The following is a 21,244-nucleotide window of genomic DNA, read 5'->3' on the forward strand; positions in this document are numbered from 1 at the left end:
CAGACATGACCACGGACATCCGTACGCAAGAGACGCACGGCACCCCCGTACACACCCGCGAACTCCGCCTCGGTGTCATCGGTCTCGGACTGCGCGCCACCGTCGCCCGCGAAGCCCACCACCCCGGCGAGGGCTCCGCCGTGGTGGCCGTCGCCGACACCGCGCCCGGCATGTTCGACCGGGCCCGCGAGTGGTTCGGCGCCGACGTGCACACCTACGAGGGCCACCGGGCCATGCTCGATGCCGAGGACCTCGACGCCGTCTTCGTCATCACCCCGGACCACACCCACGAGGAACTCGCGGTCGACCTCCTCGAAGCCGGTGTCGCCGTCTTCGTCGAGAAGCCCCTCGCCATCACCACCGAGGGCTGCGACCGCGTCCTTGAGGCCGCCCGCACCTCCGGCTCCCGGCTCTACGTGGGTCACAACATGCGGCACATGCCCGTGGTCCGCGTCATGCGCGAACTCATCGAGCGCGGCGAGATCGGCGAGGTCAAGGCCGTGTGGTGCCGCCACTTCGTGGGCCACGGCGGCGACTTCTACTTCAAGGACTGGCACGCCGACCGCCGCAACACCACAGGACTCCTCCTCCAGAAGGGCGCCCACGACCTCGACGTCATCCACTGGCTGGCCGGCGCCTACACGGAGCGGGTCACCGCGCTCGGCGGCCTCACCGTGTACGGGGACATCGCCGACCGCTCGGGGCAGGCGCCCGGCGCCACCATGCCCGACTGGTACGACCCCGAGAACAACTGGCCCCCGAAGTCCCTCACCGGCCTCAACCCGGTCGTCGACGTCGAGGACCTCTCCATGATGGTGATGCGCCTCGAAGGCGGCATCCACGCCAGCTACCAGCAGTGCCACTACACACCCGACTACTGGCGCAACTACACCGTCATCGGCACCGAGGGCCGCCTGGAGAACTTCGGCGACCACGGCGAGACCGCGGAGGTCCGCGTCTGGAAGCGGCGCAGCGGCTACCGCGCCGAAGCCGACCTCGTCGTCCCGATGCCCGCACCCGGCGAGGGCGGGCACGGCGGCTCCGACCCGCTGCTCGTCGCCGAGTTCCTGCGCTTCGTGCGCGAGGGCGGCGCCACCGACACCAGCCCCGTGGCGGCCCGCGAGGCGGTGGCGGCGGGCGTCGCCGCCACCGAGTCCCTGCGGGCGGACGGGCAGCCGGTGACGGTGCCGCGCGTGTCGCCCGAACTCGCCAACTGGTTTACGAACGACCAGAGTTGAGGGCCCCAGGGATTCTGCTGGCCCTCATCCCGTCCACGACCAGTTCGCGACCTCGGGGAGGTCCGTGCCGTGCTCGCGGATCCACGCGTGGTGCCGCGTGCGGGTGTCGGCCATCGTCTGGCGCACCGCCGCGGCCCGCACGGCGAGCCCCGGCACCCGGTCGATGACGTCCATGACCAGGCGGTAGCGGTCCAGGTCGTTGCGCACGACCATGTCGAACGGCGTGGTCGTGGTGCCCGACTCCTTGTAGCCGCGTACGTGCAGGTGGGCATGGCCGGTGCGGCGGTACGCGAGGCGGTGGATCAGCCACGGGTAGCCGTGGTACGCGAAGATCACCGGCTTGTCGGCCGTGAACAGCGCGTCGTACTCGGAGTCCGGCATGCCGTGCGGGTGTTCACCCTTGGGCAGCAGCCGCGTCATGTCGACGACGTTGACGACACGCACCGCGAGCTCCGGCAGATGCGTGCGCAACAGGCCCGCCGCCGCGAGGACTTCCTGCGTCGGCACGTCTCCCGCGCACGCCAGGACGACATCGGGCTCGCGGCTGCCGTCCTCGGTGCCCGCCCACTCCCACACCCCGGCGCCGCGCGCGCAGTGGGCGCGGGCATCGTCGAGCGACAGCCAGTCGAAGGTCGGCTGCTTCCCGGCCACCACGACATTGACGTAGTCCCGGCTGTGCAGCACGTGCTCGGCGACCGAAAGCAGCGTGTTCGCGTCCGGCGGCAGATACACCCGTACGACGTCGGGGCTCTTGTTGAGGACGTGGTCGACGAAGCCGGGGTCCTGGTGCGAGAAACCGTTGTGGTCCTGGCGCCACACGTGTGAGGTCAACAGGTAGTTGAGTGAGGGCAGCGGCGCCCTCCAGGACAACTCCCTTGATGTCTTCAGCCACTTGATGTGCTGGTTGACCATCGAGTCGACGATGTGCACGAACGCCTCGTAGCAGGAGAACAGGCCGTGCCTGCCGGTGAGGTTGTAGCCCTCCAGCCAGCCCTGGCACAGGTGTTCCGACAGCACCTCCATGACCCGGCCGTCGCGCGCCAGGTGCTCGTCCGTGTCGAGCGTTCCCGCCTGCCAGGCCTTACCGGTGGCGTCGTAGACGGCTTCGAGGCGGTTGGACGCGGTCTCGTCGGGGCCGACGATGCGGAAGTCGCGGCGGTCCGCGGTGTCCCGCATGACCTGGGCCAGCAGGTCGCCGAGCACACGGGTGGGCTCGTGGAGCGCGGTGCCCGGCTTGTCGACGGGCACCGCGAAGCGCTCCAGCGGGGCGAGCGGCAGCTTGCGGGTGAGCAGCCCGCCGTTGGCGTGCGGCGTGGCACCCAGGCGCCGGGTGCCCTCGGGCACGCAGTCGAGGACCTGCCGGGTGGGGCGGCCCTCGGCGTCGAAGAGTTCCTCGGGGCGGTAGGAGCGCAGCCACTCCTCCAACTGCCGCAGGTGGTCCGGGTTCTCGCGGACGCCGGGCAGCGGCACCTGGTGGGAGCGCCACGTGCCCTCGACGGGTTCGCCGTCCACGTCCTTCGGGCCCGTCCAGCCCTTCGGCGTGCGCAGCACGATCATCGGCCAGCGCGGGCGCTCCTTCGTCTTCCCCTCGCGGGCCTCGCGCTGGATGCGGGCGATGCGGTCAAGGGCCTGGTCCATGGTGCGGGCCAGGTCGCGGTGCACGCGCAGCGGATCGTCGCCGGTCACGTGCAGAGGCTCGTGCCCGTACCCGCGCAGCAGCTCGTCGAGCTCGGCGTCGGGGATGCGGGCGAGCACGGTCGGGTTGGCGATCTTGTAGCCGTTGAGGTGCAGGATCGGCAGTACGGCCCCGTCGTGCGCCGGGTCGAGGAACTTGTTCGCGTGCCAGGACGTCGCGAGCGGCCCGGTCTCCGCCTCGCCGTCGCCGATCACACAGGCGACGAGCAGGTCCGGGTTGTCGAGGGCGGCGCCGTAGGCGTGCGCGAGGGAGTAGCCGAGCTCGCCGCCCTCGTGGATCGAGCCGGGCGTCTCGGGCGCGACATGGCTCGGCACCCCGCCGGGGAAGGAGAACTGCTTGAACAGCCGCCCCATCCCTGCGGCGTCCCGCGAGACGTCCGGATACGTCTGCGAGTACGACCCTTCCAGCCAGGAATTGGCGAGCACGGCGGGCCCGCCGTGTCCCGGACCCCAGACGCACAGGGCGTCGAGGTCGCGCTCCTTGATGACACGGTTGAGGTGGGTGTGCACGAGGTTGAGGCCCGGGGAGGTGCCCCAGTGGCCGAGAAGGCGCGGTTTGATGTGCTCGGGGGTGAGCGGCTCGGTGAGCAGAGGGTTGTCGAGGAGGTAGATCTGGGCCGCCGCGAGATAGTTGGCGGCCCGCCAGTGTGCGTCGAGCGCGGCGGCCTGGTGCTTGGACAGATCCTTCGCCATGGCAGCTCCATCAGTAGCGGCAGTGTGCTCGGGCGCCGCCAGTCTGTCGCCCGGTCCGGCCGCGCACGAAGAGCCCTTGTGGCCATCGTGCCGGGTCGCCGGGCCGACCCACCCCAAACACGAGGGGCGAGTCGGGTGACGTGTGGCTACAGGGTGAGCGGGCGGTCGACGTGACGGCAGAGCCGGCGTCGTGTCCGCTTTGGGCAGCAGCCGTGGCCGGTCGGCTCAGCTGCTCAGCTGTCGCCGCATGAGGGTCAGGTCGAGCCAGCGGCCGAACTTGGTGCCCACCTCGCGCACCGTTCCCGCGTGCTCGAAGCCGTGCCGTTCGTGCAGACGGATCGAGGCCGCGTTGCCCGACTCGATCCCGGCGATCATGACGTGCAGGCCCGCGGCGGTGGCCGAGTCGACGAGCGTCGTCAGGAGGGCGGAGCCGATACCGGCTCCCTGGTGGCCCCCGGTGACGTACACCGAGTTCTCCACGGTGTGCCGGAACCCGGAGTACGCCTTCCAGGGCCCGTAGACACCGAACCCGACGACCGCGCCGCCGAGCTCCGCCACGTACGCCGAACCGCGCTCAAGGTGCGCGCCCAGCCAGGCCGCGCCCTCCTCGCGGGACTGCGGGGTGTCCGTCCACAGCGCCGTGCCGTGCTCGATGGCGTGGTTGCGGATGGCGAGGACGGTGTACAGGTCGTCCTCGTGGGCCGGGCGGACCTTCACCGCCGGGGCCGGCGTCTCGTATCGTAGAACCATGTCCAATATCGTAGACCCCCTGGTGGAGCGCATCGGCGCCCGGATTCGCGTGGAGCGGGACCGGCGTCATTGGACCCTGGCGGAGCTGGCCGGGGAGTCCGGGGTGTCGCGGGCGATGATCCACCGGATCGAGCGCGGCGAGAGCAGTCCGAGCGCCGTGATCCTCGGGAAGCTGTCGGCGGCGTTCCGGCTGAGCGTGGCGATGCTGCTCGACCCGGAGCCGGTGCCCTCCGGGGAGCGGGTCCGGCGTGCGCAGGAGGCGCCGCGGTGGCACGACCCGGAGACCGGGTACGTACGACGGCAGGTGTCCGGGCCCGCCTTCCCCGCGGAGGTGGCGGAGGTCCGGCTGCCGGCCGGGGCCGAGGTCCCGTATCCGGCCGCGGCGTTCGCGTTCCACCGCCAGATCATCTGGGTCCTCGAAGGACACCTCACGTTCCGCGAGGGCGACGTGGTGCACGAACTCGACCCGGGCGACACGGTCGAACTGGGCCCACCCGCGCCCTGCGTCTTCGCCAACTCCGCGACGCACGACTGCCGTTACGCCGTGGTCCTCGTACGCGACGGGGCGCCGTGAGCTGAGTGGGGAATTTAAGCCCCTGCGGCGATTGAGCAGCGGGGTACGGGGCAGAGCCCCGATCTTTCCAGCCCCGCCGGCGTTTGAGGCGCGGGGTCCGGGGCGCAGCCCCGTGCGGTGGGGCGCGGGCCGAACGGTGACCGCAACGCCCCCGCCGGGATCAGGACTCGCGCCGCGCCCGCTGCTCCGCCTGCTCGGCGTGAAGCTTCTTGACCCGCACATTCTCCTTGCGGACATCCGCCTGCGTGGCCCGCTCCACCTGCAACCACTCCGGGTTCTCGGCCTTGATCGCCTCGATCTGCTCCGTGGTCAGCGCCTCCGTGACACCGCCACGGGCCAGACCCGCGATGGAGACACCCAGCTTCTGCGCCACCACGGGACGCGGGTGCGGGCCACTCTCACGCAGATCGGCGAGCCACTGCGGCGGCTCGGCCTGCAGCGCGGACAGCTCGGCGCGCGAGACGACGCCCTCCTGGAACTCGGCGGGCGTGGCCTCGAGGTACACACCCAGCTTCTTGGCCGCGGTCGCGGGCTTCATGGTCTGGGCGTTCTGATGCGAACTCATGAGGTCAAGGGTATCGAGCGCGACGGGGCCCGCCGACCACGACGGGTAGCCTTGCCCCGTGACCGGCACGCAAGAAGCCCCCGAACCGCCCGCAGAGCCCGGCTTCCGCCTGGCCTACGTTCCCGGGGCCACCCCCGCCAAGTGGGTGCGGATCTGGCGTGAGCGCCTGCCCGACGTCTCGCTCGACCTCGTGCAGGTGGCCGCGGCCGAGGTGGCCGACGTGCTGCGCCGCGGGGATGCCGACGCGGGTCTGTTGCGGCCGCCCGTCGACCGCGAGTACTTCAGCGCGATCCCGCTCTACACCGAGCAGACCGTGGTCGTGGTCCCCAAGGACCATCTCGTGACCGCCGCGGACGAGGTCACCCTCGCCGACCTCGCCGACGAGATCGTGCAGCATCCGCTGGACGACGTGCTCGGCTGGGAGCGGCCGCCCGGGCAGCCGGCCTTCGAGCGACCCGCCACGACGGCCGACGCCGTCGAGCTGGTCGCGGCGGGTGTGGGCGTGCTCGTCGTCCCGATGTCGCTTGCCCGTCTGCACCACCGCCGTGACCTCACGTATCGCACGGTCACGGATGCGCCGGAGTCGAGCGTGGTGCTGGCCTGGCCCGAGGAGCGGACCACGGGGCGGGTCGAGGACTTCATCGGCATCGTGCGGGGGCGGACCGTGAACAGTACGCGGGGGCGTGCGCAGGCGGAGCCGGAGAGGTCCGAGAAGAAGAAGCAGCAGCCGGGGAAGAAGCCCTACGTGAAGCCGGGGCGCATCCGGCAGGACGGTAGGCCGCAGTCGAAGCGGAGTGCGAATAAGCCGGCGAAGAACAAGCCGCGGAAGCGGTCCTGAGTCACCGGGCCGTGTGCGGTGGACCGTCCTCCGGTCGCGGGGCTCCGCCCCGGACCCCGCGCCTCAATCGCCGGCGGGGCTTGAATGGGCTCAAGCGCCGGCGGGGCTGAAAGGCTCAGACGGCGGCAGGGTTGAAAGGCTCAGGCGGCGGCGGGGCTTGAATGGCTCAATCGCCGCGGGGGCTTGAATGGGGGCATGGGTGTGATGGTGCTCCTGCCCGAAGGCCGTCCATCACCAGGTCCAGTAGGCGGCCCGCCCGTTCCTGCCACGCCCCGTGTGGGTCGATCAGCCAGAGGCCTGCGATGGCCAGCATGAAATCGTCCGGGGTGATGCCGGGGCGGATGGTGCCTGCCTGCTCGTTTGCTTCCAGGAGGTGGGTCACCGCCTGGGTCAGGGGGCCGTGGGCCAGTTGCTTCATCGTGCCGCGCGCGCTCGTCGCCTCGCGGAGCGCGTCCGCGAGGCCCGCCTTGGCCATCGCGTACTGGGCGAGCCGGTCCATCCACTCGCGCAGGGCCCGCTCCGGCGGCCGGCAGCACAGCAACTCGCAGGCCGCGTCGGCGACCTGCTCCACCTCGTAGCGGTACACCTCGAGGACCAGCGCCTCGCGGCTCGGGAAGTTGCGGTAGAACGTGCCCTGCCCGACGCCCGCCTTCTTCGCGATCGCGCTGAGCGGCGTGTCCGCGGAGCGCGTCAGCTCGGCCAGGGCCACCTCGAGGATGCGGTCGCGATTGCGCTGCGCGTCCGAGCGCAGCGCGGCAGGCTTCTTGGCGTGCCCCACGCGAATTCTCCTCTCTTCGGCCGTGGCGGGGAATAGTGCTTGCTGGGCGGACAGTTGTCCACTACGTTCGTGTCCCGTAGAGCGGACAGTTGTCCGGTTAGAGTCCACACCATAGTGGGTGCGGGCTCCCACCGCACCCATGCCCGGTCCGCGTCCCACCTTGCGTACAGCGCCGATTCTCCACGCATCAGACACGCGAAAGAAGGCTGCACACATGCCCCCAGCTGACATCGGCGGCACGACCGTGTCCGCTACGTCCAGCGTCGTCACCTTGAACATCAACGGGGAGAAGCACACGCTTCCCGTCGATCACCGCACCACACTGCTCGACGCCCTGCGCGAGCGGCTCGATCTGACCGGCACGAAGAAGGGCTGCGACCAGGGGCAGTGCGGCGCCTGCACGGTGCTCGTCGACGGGCGCAGGACCGTGGCCTGTCTGCAGCTCGCGGTCGCCTCGGAGGACCGCGAGATCACCACCATCGAGGGCGTCGCGGGCCCGGACGGTGAACTGCACCCGGTGCAGGAGGCGTTCGTCGAGCTCGACGGCTACCAGTGCGGCTACTGCACACCCGGTCAGATCTGTTCGGCCATCGCCGTCATCGAAGAGCACGCCGCGGGCTGGCCGTCCGCGGCCACCGGCGACGTGCGGCCCGGGGTCGTCCCGAAGCCGCTGACCCCCGAAGAGATCAGGGAACGGATGAGCGGAAACCTGTGCCGCTGCGGCGCCTACGTGTCGATCGTGCAAGCGGTCGCCCACGCGGCCGCGCACGCCGCCGACGACGCGAAGGAGACCGTGGCGTGAGGGAGTTCGGATATGAGCGGGCGTCCGATGTGTCGGGCGCGGTCGCGGTGCTCGGCGCCGACCCCGAGGCACGCTTCCTCGGCGGCGGCACCAACCTCGTCGACCTGATGAAGATCGGCGTGGAGCGCCCCGCGCGCCTCGTCGACGTACGGGAACTTCCGCTGGATCGCGTTGAGTTGACCGCTGGCGGTGGGCTTCGGATCGGTGCCACCGTCACCAACAGTGACCTCGCCGCCCACCCCGAAGTGCGGCTCCGCTACCCGGCGTTGGCGCAGGCCGTGCTCGCCGGTGCCTCCGGGCAGCTGCGCAACATGGCCACCGTCGGCGGGAATCTGCTGCAGCGCACCCGTTGCGGCTACTTCACCGACGTCAGCAAGCCGTGCAACAAGCGGGAGCCCGGCAGCGGTTGCCCGGCCATCGAGGGTGAGCACCGCAATCACGCCATCCTCGGCGCGAGCGAGCACTGCGTCGCCGTGCACCCGTCCGACATGGGTGTCGCGCTCGCCGCGTTCGACGCCGTCGTCGAGTACGAAACCGCCGAGGGGAAGGGGGAGTTGGCGCTCGCCGACTTCTATCGGCCCGTCGGTGACACTCCGCACCTGGAGACCGGACTCCCGGCCGGCGCGCTCATCACCGCGGTCGCCCTGCCGCCCGCGCCCGTCGCCGCCAACTCGACGTACCGCAAGGTCCGCGAGCGCGCCTCGTACGCCTTCGCCATCGGCTCGGTCGCCGCGGCCGTCGACGTACAGGACGGTGTCGTACGGGACGCGCGGATCGCGCTCGGCGCGGTCGCCTCGCGGCCCTGGCGGGCCCGTGCCGCCGAGGCGGCGCTGATCGGACAGCCCGCCGAGGGCGCGACGTTCGCGGCCGCCGCCGACGCGGAACTCGCCGCGGCGAAGCCGCTGCCCGACAGCACGTACAAGGTGCCCCTGATGCGCAATCTGATCGTTGCGCTGCTCACCGAACTCGCCTCGGAGGCCACCCGATGACGACCACCACCACAGCGGCCGGCACGACGAAATCGGAGTCGGTGGGTGTCGGACGCAGCCGCGTCGAGGGGCGCGAGAAGGTCACGGGAGCCGCCCGGTACGCGGGCGAGTTCCCGTTCACCGACCTCGCGCACGGCTGGCTCGTGCTGTCCACCGTGGCGCGCGGCCGGGTCCGTTCGGTCGGTGAAGAGGCCGTGCGTGCCATGCCCGGCGTCCTCGCCGTCATGCACCACGGCAACGCGCCGCGCATCAACACCGACTACCTCACCCTGATGGGGCCGCCCGACGGCATCCTGCACGTCTTCCAGCACGACCAGGTGCTGCACGCCGGATGGCCCGTCGCTCTCGTCGTCGCCGAGACGCCCGAGCAGGCCCGGGAGGCCGCGGAGGCGCTCGTCGTCGAGTACGACGTCGAGCCGCACGACATAGCCTTCGAGGCCGACCGGCCCGGCACCTACACCCCCGAGGGTTCGGAGGCCGCCAAGGGCGACCTGGAGGCCGAACTCGCCGCGTCCGCCGCCGTCGTGGACGAGCGGTACACCACCCCCGAAGCGCACCACACGGCCATGGAGCCGCACGCGGTGACCGTGCGCTGGGAGGACGGGCGCCTGGAGGTGCACGATGCCAACCAGGGCAGCAGGGCGGTCGCCGACCAGCTCGCGCAGACCTTCTCGCTCGACCCGTCCGCCGTGCACGTCCGCTCGGAACACGTCGGCGGCGCCTTCGGCGGCAAGCTCGTGGCGGCGCACCACATCGCCGCCGTGATGGCCGCGACCGAACTCCAGCGCCCCGTCCGGCTCACCATGACGCGCCGTCAGGTCTTCGCGCTCACCGGCTACCGCAGCCCCACCACGCAGCGGATGCGGCTCGGCGCCGACGCCGACGGACGCCTTCGCGCGTTCGGACACGACGCGCAGTCGCTGACGTCGAACATCCGCGAGTTCGTCGAGGCGAGCGCCGGATACGGGCGCGTGATGTACGCGTCCGAAGCACACCTCTCCGTGAACCGCGTGGTGCCCGTGGACCTGCCGACCCCGACGTTCGTCCGGGCGCCCGGCGAGGCCCCCGGCTCGTACGCCGTGGAGTCGGCGCTCGACGAACTCGCCGAGAAGCTCGGCATGGACCCGGTCGCGCTGCGCGTGCGCAACGAGCCGGATGTCGGTCCCGTCTCGGGGCTGCCCTTCAGCAGCCGCAACCTCCTCGGCTGCTACGAGGACGGCGCGCGCCGCTTCGGCTGGGAGGGCCGCGACCCGCGACCGCGCGTGCGCCGCGAGGGCCGCTGGCTGCTCGGCACGGGCGTCGCCGCCTGCTCGTTCCCGTCCGGTGTTGCCCCGTCCACGGCATCCGTCACCGCCGAGCACGACGGTACGTTCACGGTCCGGATCACGGCAGCGGACGTCGGTACGGGAGCCCGCACCGCGCTGACCCAGATCGCCGCCGACGAACTCGGCGTCGACCAGGGCCTGGTGCGGGTACGGATCGCCGACAGCGACTTCGGGCAGGCGTGGCTGTCGGGCGGCTCGATGGGCACGCGCTCGTGGGGCTGGGCCGTGATGGCGGCCAGTCGCGAACTGCGCGACCGGCTGTCGCCGACCGCCGCGGTTCCGACCGAGGGCCTCACGGTCCGCACCGACACCACCGAACTGGTCGGCGCCCTCGCACAGAAGGAGCGCTACTCCTACGGCGCGCAGTTCGCCGAGGTCGCCGTGGACGTGGCGAGCGGCGAGGTCCGCGTGCGGCGCCTCCTCGGTGTCTTCTCCGCGGGCCGCATCATCAACCCGCTCACCGCGCGCAGCCAGTTGGTGGGCGGCATGACGTGGGGCATCTCCATGGCGCTGCACGAGGAGGCCGTGCGGGACGCGGCGGACGGCGGGCACGTCGGCGCCGACTTCGCGGGCTACCACGTCGCCGCCAACGCGGACGTGCCGGCCATCGAGGCGCACTGGGTCGACGACAACGACCCGGACGACCCCGTCGGCATCAAGGGCGTCGGTGAGATCGGCATCGTCGGCACGGCCGCCGCGATCGGCAACGCCGTGTGGCACGCGACCGGGGTACGCCACCGCGATCTGCCGCTGCGGCCGGATCGGGTGCTGCTCGCCGAGACGGAGCGCAATGCTTGACCTGGCCGCCGAACTGAGCGAATGGGCCGCGCAGGGCCGGGAGTTCGCTGTCGCCACCGTCGTCTCGGTGAGCGGCAGCGCGCCCCGGCCGCCCGGCGCGGCCCTCGCCGTCGACGCGGCGGGCGAGGTCATCGGCTCGGTGTCCGGCGGCTGCGTCGAGGGTGCGGTGTACGAACTGTGCGTGCAGGCCCTGGCGGACGGGGCGCCCGCGCGTGAGCGGTTCGGCTACAGCGACGACGACGCGTTCGCGGTGGGGCTGACCTGCGGCGGCGAGGTCGAGGTGCACGTCGAACCGGTACGGCTCGACTCGCCGTCGCGGGAGGCGGTGGTCACGGCGCTCACCGTCGCGGCGCGCGGCGAGGCGGTGGCGCTGGCGCGAATTCTCGACGGTCCGGGCGAACTTCCGTCCACCGGCGGCCTGTTGATGATCCGCCCCGACGGCTCGCACGAGGGGCGTCTCACGCAGGGCGACGACTCGGGGCTCGCGGCGCAGGCCCGCGCCTACCTCGACCTCGGCCGTACCGGGCTGTGCGAGGTGCCGGAGAGCAAGGCGCGCTGCGAGGGCGACGTCACGTTGTTCGTGGAGTCGAGTGTGCCGCCCGCGCGGATGATCGTGTTCGGTGCGGTGGACTTCGCGGGCGCGCTGGTCAAGGTCGGCAAGCTGCTCGGCTTCCACGTCACGCTGTGCGACGCGCGCGGTGTCTTCGCCACGTCCGCGCGGTTCCCGGAGGCGGACGAGGTGGTCGTGGAGTGGCCGGACCGCTACCTCCGCTCGACCGACACGGATGAGCGCACCGTGCTGTGTGTGCTGACGCACGACGCGAAGTTCGATGTGCCGTTGCTGGAGGTGGCGTTGCGGTTGCCGGTCGCGTATGTCGGGGCGATGGGGTCGCGGCGCACGCACGAGGACCGGTTGGCGAAGCTGCGTGAAGTCGGGCTGGGCGAGGTCGAGTTGGGTCGCCTGCACTCCCCGATAGGGCTCGACATCGGTGGCCGTACGCCGGAGGAGACGGCGGTCTCGATCGGAGCGGAAATCGTTTCGGCGCGGCGGGGTGGCAGTGGATTGCCGCTACGGGGCGGTGACGGGGCGATCCATACGGGGTGACCCGTCCTTGTTGCCTGGGGGTTCAGATGTCGCGCTGCTCGAGGCCGCGGGTGGCCGGGCCCTGTACGACCTGTCCGTCCGTGGCGAAGCGGGAGCCGTGGCAGGGGCACTCCCAGGCGCGCTCCGTCGCGTTGAACGCGACCAGGCAGCCCAGGTGGGTGCAGCGCGCGGACACGGCGTGCAGCTTGCCGTCGGCGTCCCGGTAGACGGCCGCGCGCCCGCCCTTGGTGCGCAGCACCGCCCCGGAGTCCGGTTGCAGCTCGTCGACGGATCCCGCGCTCGGGGGCCGCACCCGGTCGCCCACGAAGTGGTAGGCGACGTCCGCCTGGTGCTTCAGGAAACGGGGCGCCTCGCGCAGCACCGAGCGCACCCGGCGCGGATCGTAGAGGCCCGTCCACTCGGGTTCCTCACGGCCCGTGATGAGCGCGGTGAGCAGCCGGCCGGCCATGATGCCGCCGCTCAGCCCCCAGCCGCCGAAGCCAGTGGCGACGTACGTGTGCTTGGCCGCCGGGTGGAGGCGGCCCACGAGCGCTGTCGTGTCACAGGGGAACGTGTCCTGCGTGGCCCACCCGTAGGCGGGTTCGATGCCGGGGAAGTGGTTCTCGGCCCAGGTCACGAGGCGCTCCAGGCGCTGCGGGGTGTTCCCGGTGCCGGGGGTGAACTTCTCGCCGGTGACGATGAGCAGCCGCTGCCCGTCCTTGTAGGGCGCGGTGCGCACTGAGCGGGTGTTCTCCTCCGGCGTGATGTACATGCCGTCCGGGTCGCGCTCCGCGTCGATCGGCGCCGCCACCACCAGCTCCCGGCGGGGCGCGAGCCGGGCGAACAGCAGGGCCCGGTCGAAGATGGGGTAGTGGGTCGCGACGACCACGTCGCGCGCGGTGACCCGGGCCCCGGTCTCGGCCGTCAGGTGGCAGGCACCGTCCTCCTCCAGGCCGAACACCGACGTGTGCTCGTGCAGCAGCGCGCCGCGCGCCCGCAGGTCCTCGGCGAGCCCGAGCAGGTATTTGCGCGGATGGAACTGGGCCTGCCCCGTGACGCGTACCGCCCCCGCGACGCGGAACGGAAGGCCGGTCTCCGTCACGAACGACGCGGGAAGCCCCGCGGCCTGCGCCGCCCCGGCCTCGGCCCGCACCGCGGACAGATGCTGTCCCTCGGTCGCATAGGTGTAGGCGTCGCGGCGCTCCAACTCGCAGTCGATGCCGAGGAGTTCGGCCACCTCGAAGGCGTGCTCCACGGCCTCGGACTGGGAGCGCGCGTACAACCGGGTGGCCTCGACGCCCCGCGTGCGCCGCAACCGTTCGTAGGTCAGCGTGTGCAGCGCGGACAGCTTGGCCGACGTGTGCCCGGTGACCCCCTCGGCGATCCGGCCCGCCTCCAGGACCGCCACACTCAGCCCGGCCCGCGTCAACTCCCACGCGGTGCTCAGCCCGGCGATCCCCGCGCCGATCACCGCGACGTCCACGTTCACGTCCCGCTCCAGCGGCGGGAAGCGCGGCCCCGGCGCGGACTCGATCCAGTACGAACCTTGGACGGATGCACTCTCGGTCATGGCCCACGAGTCCCCCTGAACGGGCTGCTCAAGCGTGCGAGCGGTTTCTCGTCGAGCCGGTCGACGGGGTTCAGGCCAGTGATCACTACGGGGTGTTGACCGACTTCGCGGTGCCGGAGAGGGCGTCCGGGGCCTGGGCGGAGTGATCCGTCGCCGCCGACAGGTCGTTCAGGAGGCGGGTCGTCGCCGTGGTCAGTTCGCCGAGTGAGGCGAAGCCGCGGCCGGCCGGGTCGGCCAGGTGCGAGGCGATGCGGTCGCCCGCCGCCCGCGCCTCGGCGAGCGCGTCCGCGGCCTGCTCGCCGCCCGGACGGCCGATCCGGTCGGCGTCCGTGGCACACGCCTCACCGGCCGAGCGCAGCAGCGTGGCCAGCTCGTGCAGCGCCTGCGGCGGAGGTGCTGCGAACGGTGGTGTGTCGTGCGCCGCCTCCGTCAGTGAACGCAGGGCCTCCGCGAGATGGTCCGCGATCCGCTCCCAGTGGATGTCGTGGGACGGCGGGGCGGGCGGCCCGCGGCGCAGCCTGCGGCCGGGGTTCAGCCGGCGGCTCTCGTCCGCACGGTGCCGCGCGGTACGCAGTTCGGCGACCGTGGCACCGAGCCGCAGCGCCCGCCCGTGCCACTCCTCGGCGTCGGCCGCGCCGTACCCGTCCTCGATGCCGTCCGCGATCTCCCGCAGCAGCCGGGCGCAGTCCGCCGGCACCTGGGCCCGCAGCCGCCGCACGTCGCTGGTGTGCACGGGCGGCAGCACGAGCGCGTTGACGAGGACGCCGACGACCGCGCCCAGCACGGTCTCCATGAGCCGGTGGCCGATCTCCGCGGGGCCGTACGAGCCGTACGTCAGGACGAAGAGGGCCGCGCTCGGCGCGTACCAGCCCTGGTCGCCGAAGCGCCCGTACGAGCCGATGAGCACGGTGAGCGGAAGCGCGATCGCCATCCCGATCATCACGTTCTCGGTGAGTGCCATGGCCCCGGACGCGATGAGCGTGCCCGCCGCGACGACCAGGAACTGCTGCGCGGCCGAGCGCACCGAGCGGTACACGGTGCTGTGCACCAGGACCACCGCGGTCCACGGCGCGAGCAGCGCCATCGGCGCGTTCCACCATGTGCCGGCGAGCGCCCACGCCACGATCGCCGCGGCGGCCGCCTTCAGCGCCTGCACGGCTGTGGTCCGCTCGGGGCCGGGAACCGACACGGCGCGGCGTGCGGAACCCCCGATGGCCCGGAACTCGTCCACGATCATGCGCCCTGGCATGTGTCGCGGCATGGGTGCGTCCTCCAAGGGGTGGGGGAGTGGTCGGCCGGGTTCCCCGGCGTGGGTCGGGCGAAACACCGCAGGCCGGGAGTGGTGTGGGTGAGCAGGGGTACTCGGGTGCCATGACCCTCACGAACGACCGCGGGGCGGCAGTGCCGGCGCCCGGCCCCACGGCGGAACGGGCCCCGGAGCTGCCGCCCCCGCGCGGACCGCTGTCGGCCGCCGTGCTCGCGTATCTGCGCGGCGCGCGCCACCCGCTGCCAGGACCGGAGGCGATCGCCGCGGCGCCCCCGCTCGGCGACGACGTCCAGCTCGCCCTGTACCTCTGCTACGAACTCCACTACCGGGGTTTCGCCGAAGTCCCCGACACCCTGGAATGGGACCCGGACCTCCTGCGCGTACGAGGCGGCCTGGAACAGCACATGCTGGCCGACCTGCGCGCCCACGCGACCCGGCACGCCCACGCGCACGACGCCCTCGACGAGCTGCTGATGGAACCGGCGGACGGCGAAGGACTCAGCCATCTCCTCAGCGAGAAGGGTGAGCTGTGGCAGCTGCGCGAGTACGCGGCCCACCGCTCGATCTACCACCTCAAGGAGGCGGACCCGCACGCCTGGGTGCTGCCCCGGCTGCACGGGCGGCCCAAGGCGGGGATGGCCGCGATCGAGTTCGACGAGTTCGGCGGTGGCCGCGCCGACCGCATCCACGCGCGCCTCTTCGCCGACCTGATGGCGGACCTGGGCCTCGTCACCGACTACGGGCACTACCTCGACGCGGCATCGGCCGAGGCGCTGGCCCTCGTCAACCAGATGTCCCTGTTCGGCCTGCACCGCTCGCTGCGCGGCGCACTGGTCGGCCACTTCGCCACCGTCGAGACGACCTCGTCGCCCGGCTCCCGGCGCCTCGCGCACGCGCTGCGCCGCGTCGGCGCGGGCGAGCGCGCGGTGTTCTTCTACGACGAGCACGTCGAGGCCGACGCGGTGCACGAACAGGTCGTACGGCACGAGGTCGTGGACGGCCTCCTGGCCCAGGACCCCGGTCTCGACGCGGACATCGCCTTCGGCGTCGACGCCACCGGGTACCTGGAGGACCGCTTCGGAGGGACACTGTGGGCCGCATGGGAGGCGGGGGAGTCGTCCCTGCGCACCGTGTCGTCCCTGCGCGCCGTGTCGCCCTCGCACCTCGGGAGCCCGGCATGACCAGCCCACTGCTCAGCTTCCCCGGCGTCTACGCGCCGCAGGACGACACCTGGATGCTCGCCGACGCGCTGCTGCGGGAGCCGCTGGCGCGCGGCGCCGAGGTGCTCGACGTCGGCACCGGGACGGGGGCCGTCGCGCTCTTCGCCGCCGGTCGTGGCGCACAGGTGACGGCCGTCGACGTCTCGTGGCGTGCCGTGCTCACCGCGCGGCTGAACGCCCGGCTCAACGGGTTGCAGCTGCGGGTGCTCCGCGGCGACCTGCTCGCACCCGTCGCGGGCCGCCGCTTCGACCTCGTCGTCGCCAACCCGCCCTACGTTCCCGCCCCCTCGGCCGCCGTGCCGCGGCGCGGTGCGGCACGGGCCTGGGACGCGGGCCGGGACGGGCGTCTCGTGCTGGACCGGATCTGCCGCGGCGTGCCACCGCTGCTGAGCCCCGGCGGCACGCTGCTCATCGTCCAGTCGGCACTCAGTGACGCCGATCGCACGCTCGACCTGCTGCGTTCGCGCGGGCTTCGCGCCGAAGTGGTGGGCCGCCGGTCGATCCCCTTCGGGCCGGTCCTGGAGGAGCGCCAACAGTGGTTGCGGCGGCGCAAGTTGGTCGCCGATGACGCGTCGAGGGAAGGGCTGGTGGTCATCCGTGCCGCACGAACCGACTGAGGTGACGCCGCGCCGCGACGTCACCCGTATCAGTGCCGAGCGCACCGGTCCGCTTCTCGTCGAGGGGCCCGTCGAAGTCACCCTCGACGACGGTACGACGGTGCGGTCCGACCGGTTCAAGGTCGCGCTGTGCACGTGCCGTCGCAGCCGCCGGTACCCGTGGTGCGACACGAGCCACCGGCGTGGGCCCCGGCAGGCGTCCGACTCCGCCGAACCGGCGTGACGGACACGGGGCTCCGCCCCGGACCCCGCGCCTTAGTCGCCGGCGGGGCTTGATCTGGGGCTCTGCCCTGGACCCCGCGCCTTAGTCGCCGGCGGGGCTTGATCTGGGGCTCTGCCCTGGACCCCGCGCCTCAATCGCCGGCGGGGCTTGATTGGCCGAACCGGCGTGACGGACGTGTAGCCCGATTGGAGGCAGGTGGCATGAACAGGCCCGATACCCGGTACCCGGGCCCCATGGATCACACCGCCGCCCCCGTCCTGGAAGCCCTCGACTCGTATCACGCGCATGGCAGGCTCGCCTTCACGCCACCCGGCCACAAGCAGGCGCGCGGCGCCGACGAGCAGGCCAGGAGAGTCCTCGGCGACGCCTTCCACGCGGACGTCCTCGCCAGCGGCGGCCTCGACGACCGTCGGATGCGCGGCCGGGTGCTGCGGCGCGCCGAGCAGCTGATGGCCGACGCGGTCCACGCCGACCACACCTTCTTCACCACGTGCGGCAGCTCCCTCTCGGTCAAGGCCGCGATGCTGGCCGTCGCCGGGCCCCACGAGCAGCTGCTCATCGGGCGTGACGCCCACAAGTCCGTGGTGAGCGGGCTGATCCTGTGCGGCATCGACCCCGTGTGGGTCGAACCGCAGTGGGACGCCGAGCGGGGCCTCGCGCATCCGCCCTCCCCGCAGTCGTACGAGGAGGCCTTCGAGCGCCACCCGGACGCGCGCGGAGCGCTGATCACCAGCCCGACCTCGTACGGGACCTGCGCCGACCTGGAGCGGCTCGCCGAGATCTGCCACGCGCGCGGCAGGCCGCTGATCGTCGACGAGGCGTGGGGCGCGCACCTGCCGTTCCACCCCGACCTGCCCAAGTGGGCCATGGACGCGGGCGCCGACGTGTGTGTCACCAGCATTCACAAGATGGGCAGCGGCCTGGAACAGGGCTCGGTGTTCCATCTCCGTGGCGACCTCATCGACCCGGCCACCCTCACCTCCCGCGCCGACCTGCTCGGCACCACCAGCCCCTCCGTCCTCATCTACGCGGGCCTCGACGGCTGGCGGCGCCAGATGCGGCTGCACGGCCGCGAACTCCTGGGCAACGCCCTCGACCTCGCCGCGGAGGCGCGGCAAGCCGTTGACGCGATCGACGGCATGCACGTGTACGGCCGCGACGCCCTCACGGGCCCCGGCCTCGCGTACGACCTCGACCCGCTGCCGATCCTCGTCGACGTGGCCGACCTGGACACGAGCGGCTACCGCGTCGCCGACTGGCTGCGCTCCCACCGCGCCCTCGACGTGCACATCGCCGACCACCGCAGGATCGGCGCCCAGCTCACCTTCGCGGACTCCCCGGCGACACTCGCCGCCCTCCTCGACGGCCTGCGGGACGTCGCCGAGCACCGCGCCGAACTGCGCGGCGCGCCCGCGGTCGCCGTACCCAAGCCGTCCGAACTCCGCCTGGAACAGGCCATGTTGCCGCGCGACGCGTACTTCGGGCCGGTCGAGGACGTGCCGCTGGAACGCGCCGACGGGCGCATCGCCGCCGAAATGGCCACCCCGTACCCGCCCGGCATCCCGACGGTACTGCCGGGGGAGCGGCTCAACGATGAGGTGATCGGCTACCTGCGCACGGGCCTCACGGCGGGCATGAACGTACCCGACCCGGCGGACCCGGAACTGCGCACGATCCGGGTGGCGGTGGAGCGCGCCTGACCGCGCCTGAAGCGGCCGCTACGGACTCCCGGCCGGCGCCTCGCGCCGCACCTCCGGCACCACCGGCGCCTGTCCGGGATCGTCGTCGCGCCGTGAACTCCCGCCGTTGAACGCCAGGTTGAGGCCGAACGCCAGCAGGGTCGCGCTCGTCACGGGCGAGCCGAGGACGATGCCGACGCCGTCGGGGAAGCGCGAGTACAGGTCGGGTGCCACCTCGGGTGCCATGCCGACGCCGATCGACACCGCGACGATCAGCAGGTTGTGCGTGCCGTCGAAGTCGACCTTGCGGAGCGTGTTGATGCCGACAACGGCGACCGTCGCGAACATCACGAGCCCCGCCGCGCCGACCACCGGCTGCGGCAACCCGGCGACCAGCGCGCCGAGTTTGGGAACCAGGCCGAGGATCACGAGGATGCCGCCGGCGATCGTCGCGACGTGCCGGCTGCGCACCTTCGTCATCGTCACCAGGCCCACGTTCTGCGCGAACACCGTGTCCAGGAACGCGTTCATGACGCCTCCCAGCACCCCGGAGAGCCCGTCCGCGGCCAGCCCGCGCGCCATGTCGGCGGTCGTCAGCCGCTTGCCGGTCAGCTCCGCGACCGCGATCAGATCGGCCGTCGACTCGGCGAACAGGACCAGCATTACCACGCACATCGACAGCACGGCGACCGCGGGGAACTCCGGCGCCCCGAAGTGGAACGGAGTGCTGACCCCGATCCAGTCCGCGGTCCGCGCCGCCGAGAAGTCGACCAGGCCGAACGGCACGGCGACCGCCGTCCCCGCCAACAGGCCCACCAGCACGCCGGTTTGCGCGAGGAATCCGCGCCCGAACCGCGCCACCAGCAGGATCACGACGACGACGAACGCGGCGAGCGCGAGCCGCGAGGGCGCCGCGTGGTCGGCGGCCTTCGGGTCGTTCCCGACGACCAGGTTCACGCCCACACCGATCAGCGCGAGGCCCACCACCGTGATCACCACGCCGCTCACCAGCGGCGGGAAGAAGCGGACCGCCTTCGCGAACGGGTAGGCGATCAGCAGCCCGAACACGCCGGCCGCGAGCATCGACCCGTACACCGCCTGGAGGCCGTACTCCCCGGCGATCAGGATCATCGGCGTCACCGCGGTGAACGCCGCCCCCGCCATCACCGGCATCCGCACGCCGAGGAACCGGCCGACACCGGCGCCCTGGATCATCGTGACGACGCCCGCGACGAGCAGATCGGCGTTGATCAGGACGGCGATCGTCGCGGCGTCGAGCCCGGCCGCGGCGCCGAACACCAACGGCACGGTCACACACCCCGTGTACATCACGAGCACGTGCTGGACCCCCAGCACCGCGAGCCGCCCGAAGCCGGCCCGCTGTCCGCCCCTCGCGGGCATCGTCACGTCAACCACCTTTCTATCGCGAGAAGTTGGCAGCGATCCGCTGCTGGATGTAGTCGGCAGCGGTGATCGGCGGGTAGCGGCCCTCCGGGCCCTCGATCACCACGTCACGGTCGGCCTGCGCGAAGAACGCGATGCTGTGGCGGGCCGACCGGTCGTCTCCCGGGCCCGGTGACATCACCCGGTGGAAGTTCGACGGGAGCCGGTCGTCGCTCCACCGCATCAGCATGTCCCCGATGTTGCAGGTGATCACGGAGTCCGCCGGCTCGACCGGCGTCCACTCCTGTGCGTCGGCCTCCTTCCCCGGGCACACCTGAAGTCCGCCCTGCCCGTCCCGCTGGAACAGCAGCGTCAGGCAGTCGAAGTCGGTGTGCGCCCCGGCCCGCCACGTGTTCGCGGGGATGACGGCGTCGTCGGGCACGGCGAAGTAGTGCAGCATTCGCAGCGTCGACTGGTACTGCGGGCTCGCCGGGTCATGGGCGCGTGCGAAGAATCCGTCGGGCAGCCCAAGGCGGTCCGCGAAGCAGGACAGCACCCGCATCGCCAACTCCCGGCAGCGCGCCTCGAATTCGAGTGTCCGCTCCCGGAATCCGGGCAACGCGTCGTCCGGCCACAGCCCTTCCATGTGCGGGCGGGTCAGCTGGTACGACTCCTTCTGGTCGGGCGTCCCGATCGACGGACGCACCTGGGTCATCGACTCCCAGCCGGAGTTGAGCCCCTTCTTCAGGCCGTGCCGCGCCTTGGTCTCCTCGGGCAGCGCGAAGAAGGCCTCGGCGTCGGCGAACGCGCCGTCCACGGCGGCGGGTTCGATGCCGTGGTTCACCAGCTGGAAGAAGCCGATGTCGGTGGCGGCGGCCCACAGCTCCTCGGTGATCTCCGCCTTGCGGTGCTCGAAGTCGGTGAGGTCGACACGGCGGATCTCCCGGGCGGACGTCTGCGTTCCGGCCCCGCCCATCCGGGTCTCCTTGGCCAACTCGTCGAGTGTGTACGTGGTGTTCGTCATCGCGGCTGTCGCTCCTCGGACGTGGAGTTGCGTACGGGATGCAGTCACCGCCCCTGCGACCCCCAGCACGGGCACTCAGAGGCCCGCGTGCACGGTCGCGGCGGACCCCCTTCGTGGGGCCGGGCGCCGTGT

At 72.2% G+C, this 21,244-nt stretch carries 19 protein-coding genes; 11 read left to right on the top strand and 8 right to left on the bottom strand.

Translation table 11 applies throughout. From position 1 onward, the window contains the following. The first annotated feature begins 5 nt into the window (after positions 1-5). Positions 6-1,238 carry a Gfo/Idh/MocA family protein gene (locus ACWD2L_RS20685; RefSeq protein WP_351331022.1) on the top strand — a complete coding sequence of 411 codons (1,233 nt, stop codon included), beginning with the start codon at positions 6-8 and terminating at the stop codon, positions 1,236-1,238. Positions 1,239-1,262: 24 nt separating this feature from the next. Here the strand turns inward: ACWD2L_RS20685 and ACWD2L_RS20690 are convergent, their stop codons facing one another. Beyond that, positions 1,263-3,626 (bottom strand): phosphoketolase family protein, encoded by a 2,364-nt coding sequence (locus tag ACWD2L_RS20690; RefSeq protein WP_351331021.1) that lies wholly within the window; start codon positions 3,624-3,626, stop codon positions 1,263-1,265. Positions 3,627-3,851: 225 nt separating this feature from the next. Next, entirely contained in the window at positions 3,852-4,376 is a 525-nt protein-coding gene (locus tag ACWD2L_RS20695; protein WP_351331020.1) for a GNAT family N-acetyltransferase, read from the bottom strand. Between ACWD2L_RS20695 and ACWD2L_RS20700 the strand changes: the two genes are divergently transcribed. Then, a complete protein-coding gene (locus ACWD2L_RS20700; protein WP_351331019.1) occupies positions 4,375-4,950 on the top strand; it encodes a helix-turn-helix domain-containing protein in 576 nt (191 codons plus the stop codon). The two genes, ACWD2L_RS20695 and ACWD2L_RS20700, sit on opposite strands and share 2 nt — an antisense overlap. Positions 4,951-5,110: 160 nt before the next feature. Here the strand turns inward: ACWD2L_RS20700 and ACWD2L_RS20705 are convergent, their stop codons facing one another. Beyond that, a complete protein-coding gene (locus ACWD2L_RS20705) occupies positions 5,111-5,515 on the bottom strand; it encodes a DUF5997 family protein (RefSeq protein ID WP_351331018.1) in 405 nt (134 codons plus the stop codon). Between the two features lie 58 nt (positions 5,516-5,573). On the opposite strand from ACWD2L_RS20705, the gene ACWD2L_RS20710 reads away from it, so the two are divergent. Beyond that, positions 5,574-6,353, top strand: a complete 780-nt coding sequence (locus tag ACWD2L_RS20710; RefSeq protein ID WP_351331017.1) for a LysR substrate-binding domain-containing protein — start codon at positions 5,574-5,576, stop codon at positions 6,351-6,353. 166 nt (positions 6,354-6,519) lie between these two features. Here the strand turns inward: ACWD2L_RS20710 and ACWD2L_RS20715 are convergent, their stop codons facing one another. Continuing rightward, positions 6,520-7,131 carry a TetR/AcrR family transcriptional regulator gene (locus tag ACWD2L_RS20715; RefSeq protein ID WP_351331016.1) on the bottom strand — a complete coding sequence of 204 codons (612 nt, stop codon included), beginning with the start codon at positions 7,129-7,131 and terminating at the stop codon, positions 6,520-6,522. Between the two features lie 214 nt (positions 7,132-7,345). Between ACWD2L_RS20715 and ACWD2L_RS20720 the strand changes: the two genes are divergently transcribed. The 4 genes from ACWD2L_RS20720 to ACWD2L_RS20735 are packed head-to-tail and all read left to right on the top strand — an operon-like array spanning position 7,346 to position 12,150. Continuing rightward, complete coding sequence (locus tag ACWD2L_RS20720) at positions 7,346-7,933, top strand: 2Fe-2S iron-sulfur cluster-binding protein (RefSeq protein ID WP_351331015.1); 588 nt, start codon at positions 7,346-7,348, stop codon at positions 7,931-7,933. After that, the gene (locus ACWD2L_RS20725; RefSeq protein WP_351331014.1) at positions 7,930-8,922 is read left to right on the top strand and encodes an FAD binding domain-containing protein; all 993 of its coding nucleotides are present in this window, start codon (positions 7,930-7,932) and stop codon (positions 8,920-8,922) included. The genes ACWD2L_RS20720 and ACWD2L_RS20725 overlap by 4 nt, the downstream gene beginning before the upstream one ends. After that, positions 8,919-11,045: a xanthine dehydrogenase family protein molybdopterin-binding subunit gene (locus ACWD2L_RS20730; RefSeq protein WP_351331013.1), complete on the top strand. Its 2,127-nt coding sequence runs from the start codon at positions 8,919-8,921 to the stop codon at positions 11,043-11,045. The genes ACWD2L_RS20725 and ACWD2L_RS20730 overlap by 4 nt, the downstream gene beginning before the upstream one ends. Further along, positions 11,038-12,150 (top strand): XdhC family protein, encoded by a 1,113-nt coding sequence (locus ACWD2L_RS20735; protein WP_351331012.1) that lies wholly within the window; start codon positions 11,038-11,040, stop codon positions 12,148-12,150. Before ACWD2L_RS20730 ends, ACWD2L_RS20735 begins: the two co-directional genes overlap by 8 nt. 22 nt (positions 12,151-12,172) lie before the next feature. Here ACWD2L_RS20735 and ACWD2L_RS20740 read toward each other — a convergent pair whose 3' ends face one another. Both ACWD2L_RS20740 and ACWD2L_RS20745 read right to left on the bottom strand, forming a co-directional pair. Further along, entirely contained in the window at positions 12,173-13,699 is a 1,527-nt protein-coding gene (locus ACWD2L_RS20740; RefSeq protein WP_351331011.1) for an FAD-dependent oxidoreductase, read from the bottom strand. 85 nt (positions 13,700-13,784) lie between these two features. Continuing rightward, positions 13,785-14,960: an aromatic acid exporter family protein gene (locus ACWD2L_RS20745; RefSeq protein WP_351331010.1), complete on the bottom strand. Its 1,176-nt coding sequence runs from the start codon at positions 14,958-14,960 to the stop codon at positions 13,785-13,787. A 110-nt stretch (positions 14,961-15,070) separates the two neighbouring features. Between ACWD2L_RS20745 and ACWD2L_RS20750 the strand changes: the two genes are divergently transcribed. The 4 genes from ACWD2L_RS20750 (at position 15,071) to ACWD2L_RS20765 (ending at position 18,726) form a co-directional block, all read left to right on the top strand. Next, positions 15,071-16,147, top strand: coding sequence for an iron-containing redox enzyme family protein (locus tag ACWD2L_RS20750; RefSeq protein WP_351331009.1), 1,077 nt, complete (start codon positions 15,071-15,073; stop codon positions 16,145-16,147). Further along, positions 16,144-16,803 (top strand): HemK2/MTQ2 family protein methyltransferase, encoded by a 660-nt coding sequence (locus tag ACWD2L_RS20755; RefSeq protein WP_351331008.1) that lies wholly within the window; start codon positions 16,144-16,146, stop codon positions 16,801-16,803. Before ACWD2L_RS20750 ends, ACWD2L_RS20755 begins: the two co-directional genes overlap by 4 nt. After that, a complete protein-coding gene (locus tag ACWD2L_RS20760) occupies positions 16,784-17,026 on the top strand; it encodes a CDGSH iron-sulfur domain-containing protein (protein WP_351331007.1) in 243 nt (80 codons plus the stop codon). The genes ACWD2L_RS20755 and ACWD2L_RS20760 overlap by 20 nt, the downstream gene beginning before the upstream one ends. Positions 17,027-17,259: 233 nt before the next feature. Then, complete coding sequence (locus tag ACWD2L_RS20765; protein WP_351331006.1) at positions 17,260-18,726, top strand: aminotransferase class I/II-fold pyridoxal phosphate-dependent enzyme; 1,467 nt, start codon at positions 17,260-17,262, stop codon at positions 18,724-18,726. Between the two features lie 18 nt (positions 18,727-18,744). Here ACWD2L_RS20765 and ACWD2L_RS20770 read toward each other — a convergent pair whose 3' ends face one another. Next, entirely contained in the window at positions 18,745-20,106 is a 1,362-nt protein-coding gene (locus tag ACWD2L_RS20770; protein ID WP_351331172.1) for a nucleobase:cation symporter-2 family protein, read from the bottom strand. A 19-nt stretch (positions 20,107-20,125) separates the two neighbouring features. After that, entirely contained in the window at positions 20,126-21,112 is a 987-nt protein-coding gene (locus ACWD2L_RS20775) for an isopenicillin N synthase family dioxygenase (RefSeq protein WP_351331005.1), read from the bottom strand. Between the last annotated feature and the right edge of the window lie 132 nt (positions 21,113-21,244).

The organism is Streptomyces sp. NPDC002754 (genome assembly GCF_053592315.1).

Excerpts from the sequence above, each read along its gene's own strand:
- ACWD2L_RS20685 (WP_351331022.1), top strand. The coding sequence starts at position 6 with ATGACCACGGACATCCGTACGCAAGAGACGCACGGCACCCCCGTACAC.
- ACWD2L_RS20690 (WP_351331021.1), bottom strand. The coding sequence starts at position 3,626 with ATGGCGAAGGATCTGTCCAAGCACCAGGCCGCCGCGCTCGACGCACAC.
- ACWD2L_RS20700 (WP_351331019.1), top strand. The coding sequence starts at position 4,375 with ATGTCCAATATCGTAGACCCCCTGGTGGAGCGCATCGGCGCCCGGATT.
- ACWD2L_RS20695 (WP_351331020.1), bottom strand. The coding sequence starts at position 4,376 with ATGGTTCTACGATACGAGACGCCGGCCCCGGCGGTGAAGGTCCGCCCG.
- ACWD2L_RS20705 (WP_351331018.1), bottom strand. The coding sequence starts at position 5,515 with ATGAGTTCGCATCAGAACGCCCAGACCATGAAGCCCGCGACCGCGGCC.
- ACWD2L_RS20720 (WP_351331015.1), top strand. The coding sequence starts at position 7,346 with ATGCCCCCAGCTGACATCGGCGGCACGACCGTGTCCGCTACGTCCAGC.
- ACWD2L_RS20730 (WP_351331013.1), top strand. The coding sequence starts at position 8,919 with ATGACGACCACCACCACAGCGGCCGGCACGACGAAATCGGAGTCGGTG.
- ACWD2L_RS20735 (WP_351331012.1), top strand. The coding sequence starts at position 11,038 with ATGCTTGACCTGGCCGCCGAACTGAGCGAATGGGCCGCGCAGGGCCGG.
- ACWD2L_RS20740 (WP_351331011.1), bottom strand. The coding sequence starts at position 13,699 with ATGACCGAGAGTGCATCCGTCCAAGGTTCGTACTGGATCGAGTCCGCG.
- ACWD2L_RS20745 (WP_351331010.1), bottom strand. The coding sequence starts at position 14,960 with ATGCCGCGACACATGCCAGGGCGCATGATCGTGGACGAGTTCCGGGCC.
- ACWD2L_RS20750 (WP_351331009.1), top strand. The coding sequence starts at position 15,071 with ATGACCCTCACGAACGACCGCGGGGCGGCAGTGCCGGCGCCCGGCCCC.
- ACWD2L_RS20755 (WP_351331008.1), top strand. The coding sequence starts at position 16,144 with ATGACCAGCCCACTGCTCAGCTTCCCCGGCGTCTACGCGCCGCAGGAC.
- ACWD2L_RS20765 (WP_351331006.1), top strand. The coding sequence starts at position 17,260 with ATGGATCACACCGCCGCCCCCGTCCTGGAAGCCCTCGACTCGTATCAC.
- ACWD2L_RS20770 (WP_351331172.1), bottom strand. The coding sequence starts at position 20,106 with ATGCCCGCGAGGGGCGGACAGCGGGCCGGCTTCGGGCGGCTCGCGGTG.
- ACWD2L_RS20775 (WP_351331005.1), bottom strand. The coding sequence starts at position 21,112 with ATGACGAACACCACGTACACACTCGACGAGTTGGCCAAGGAGACCCGG.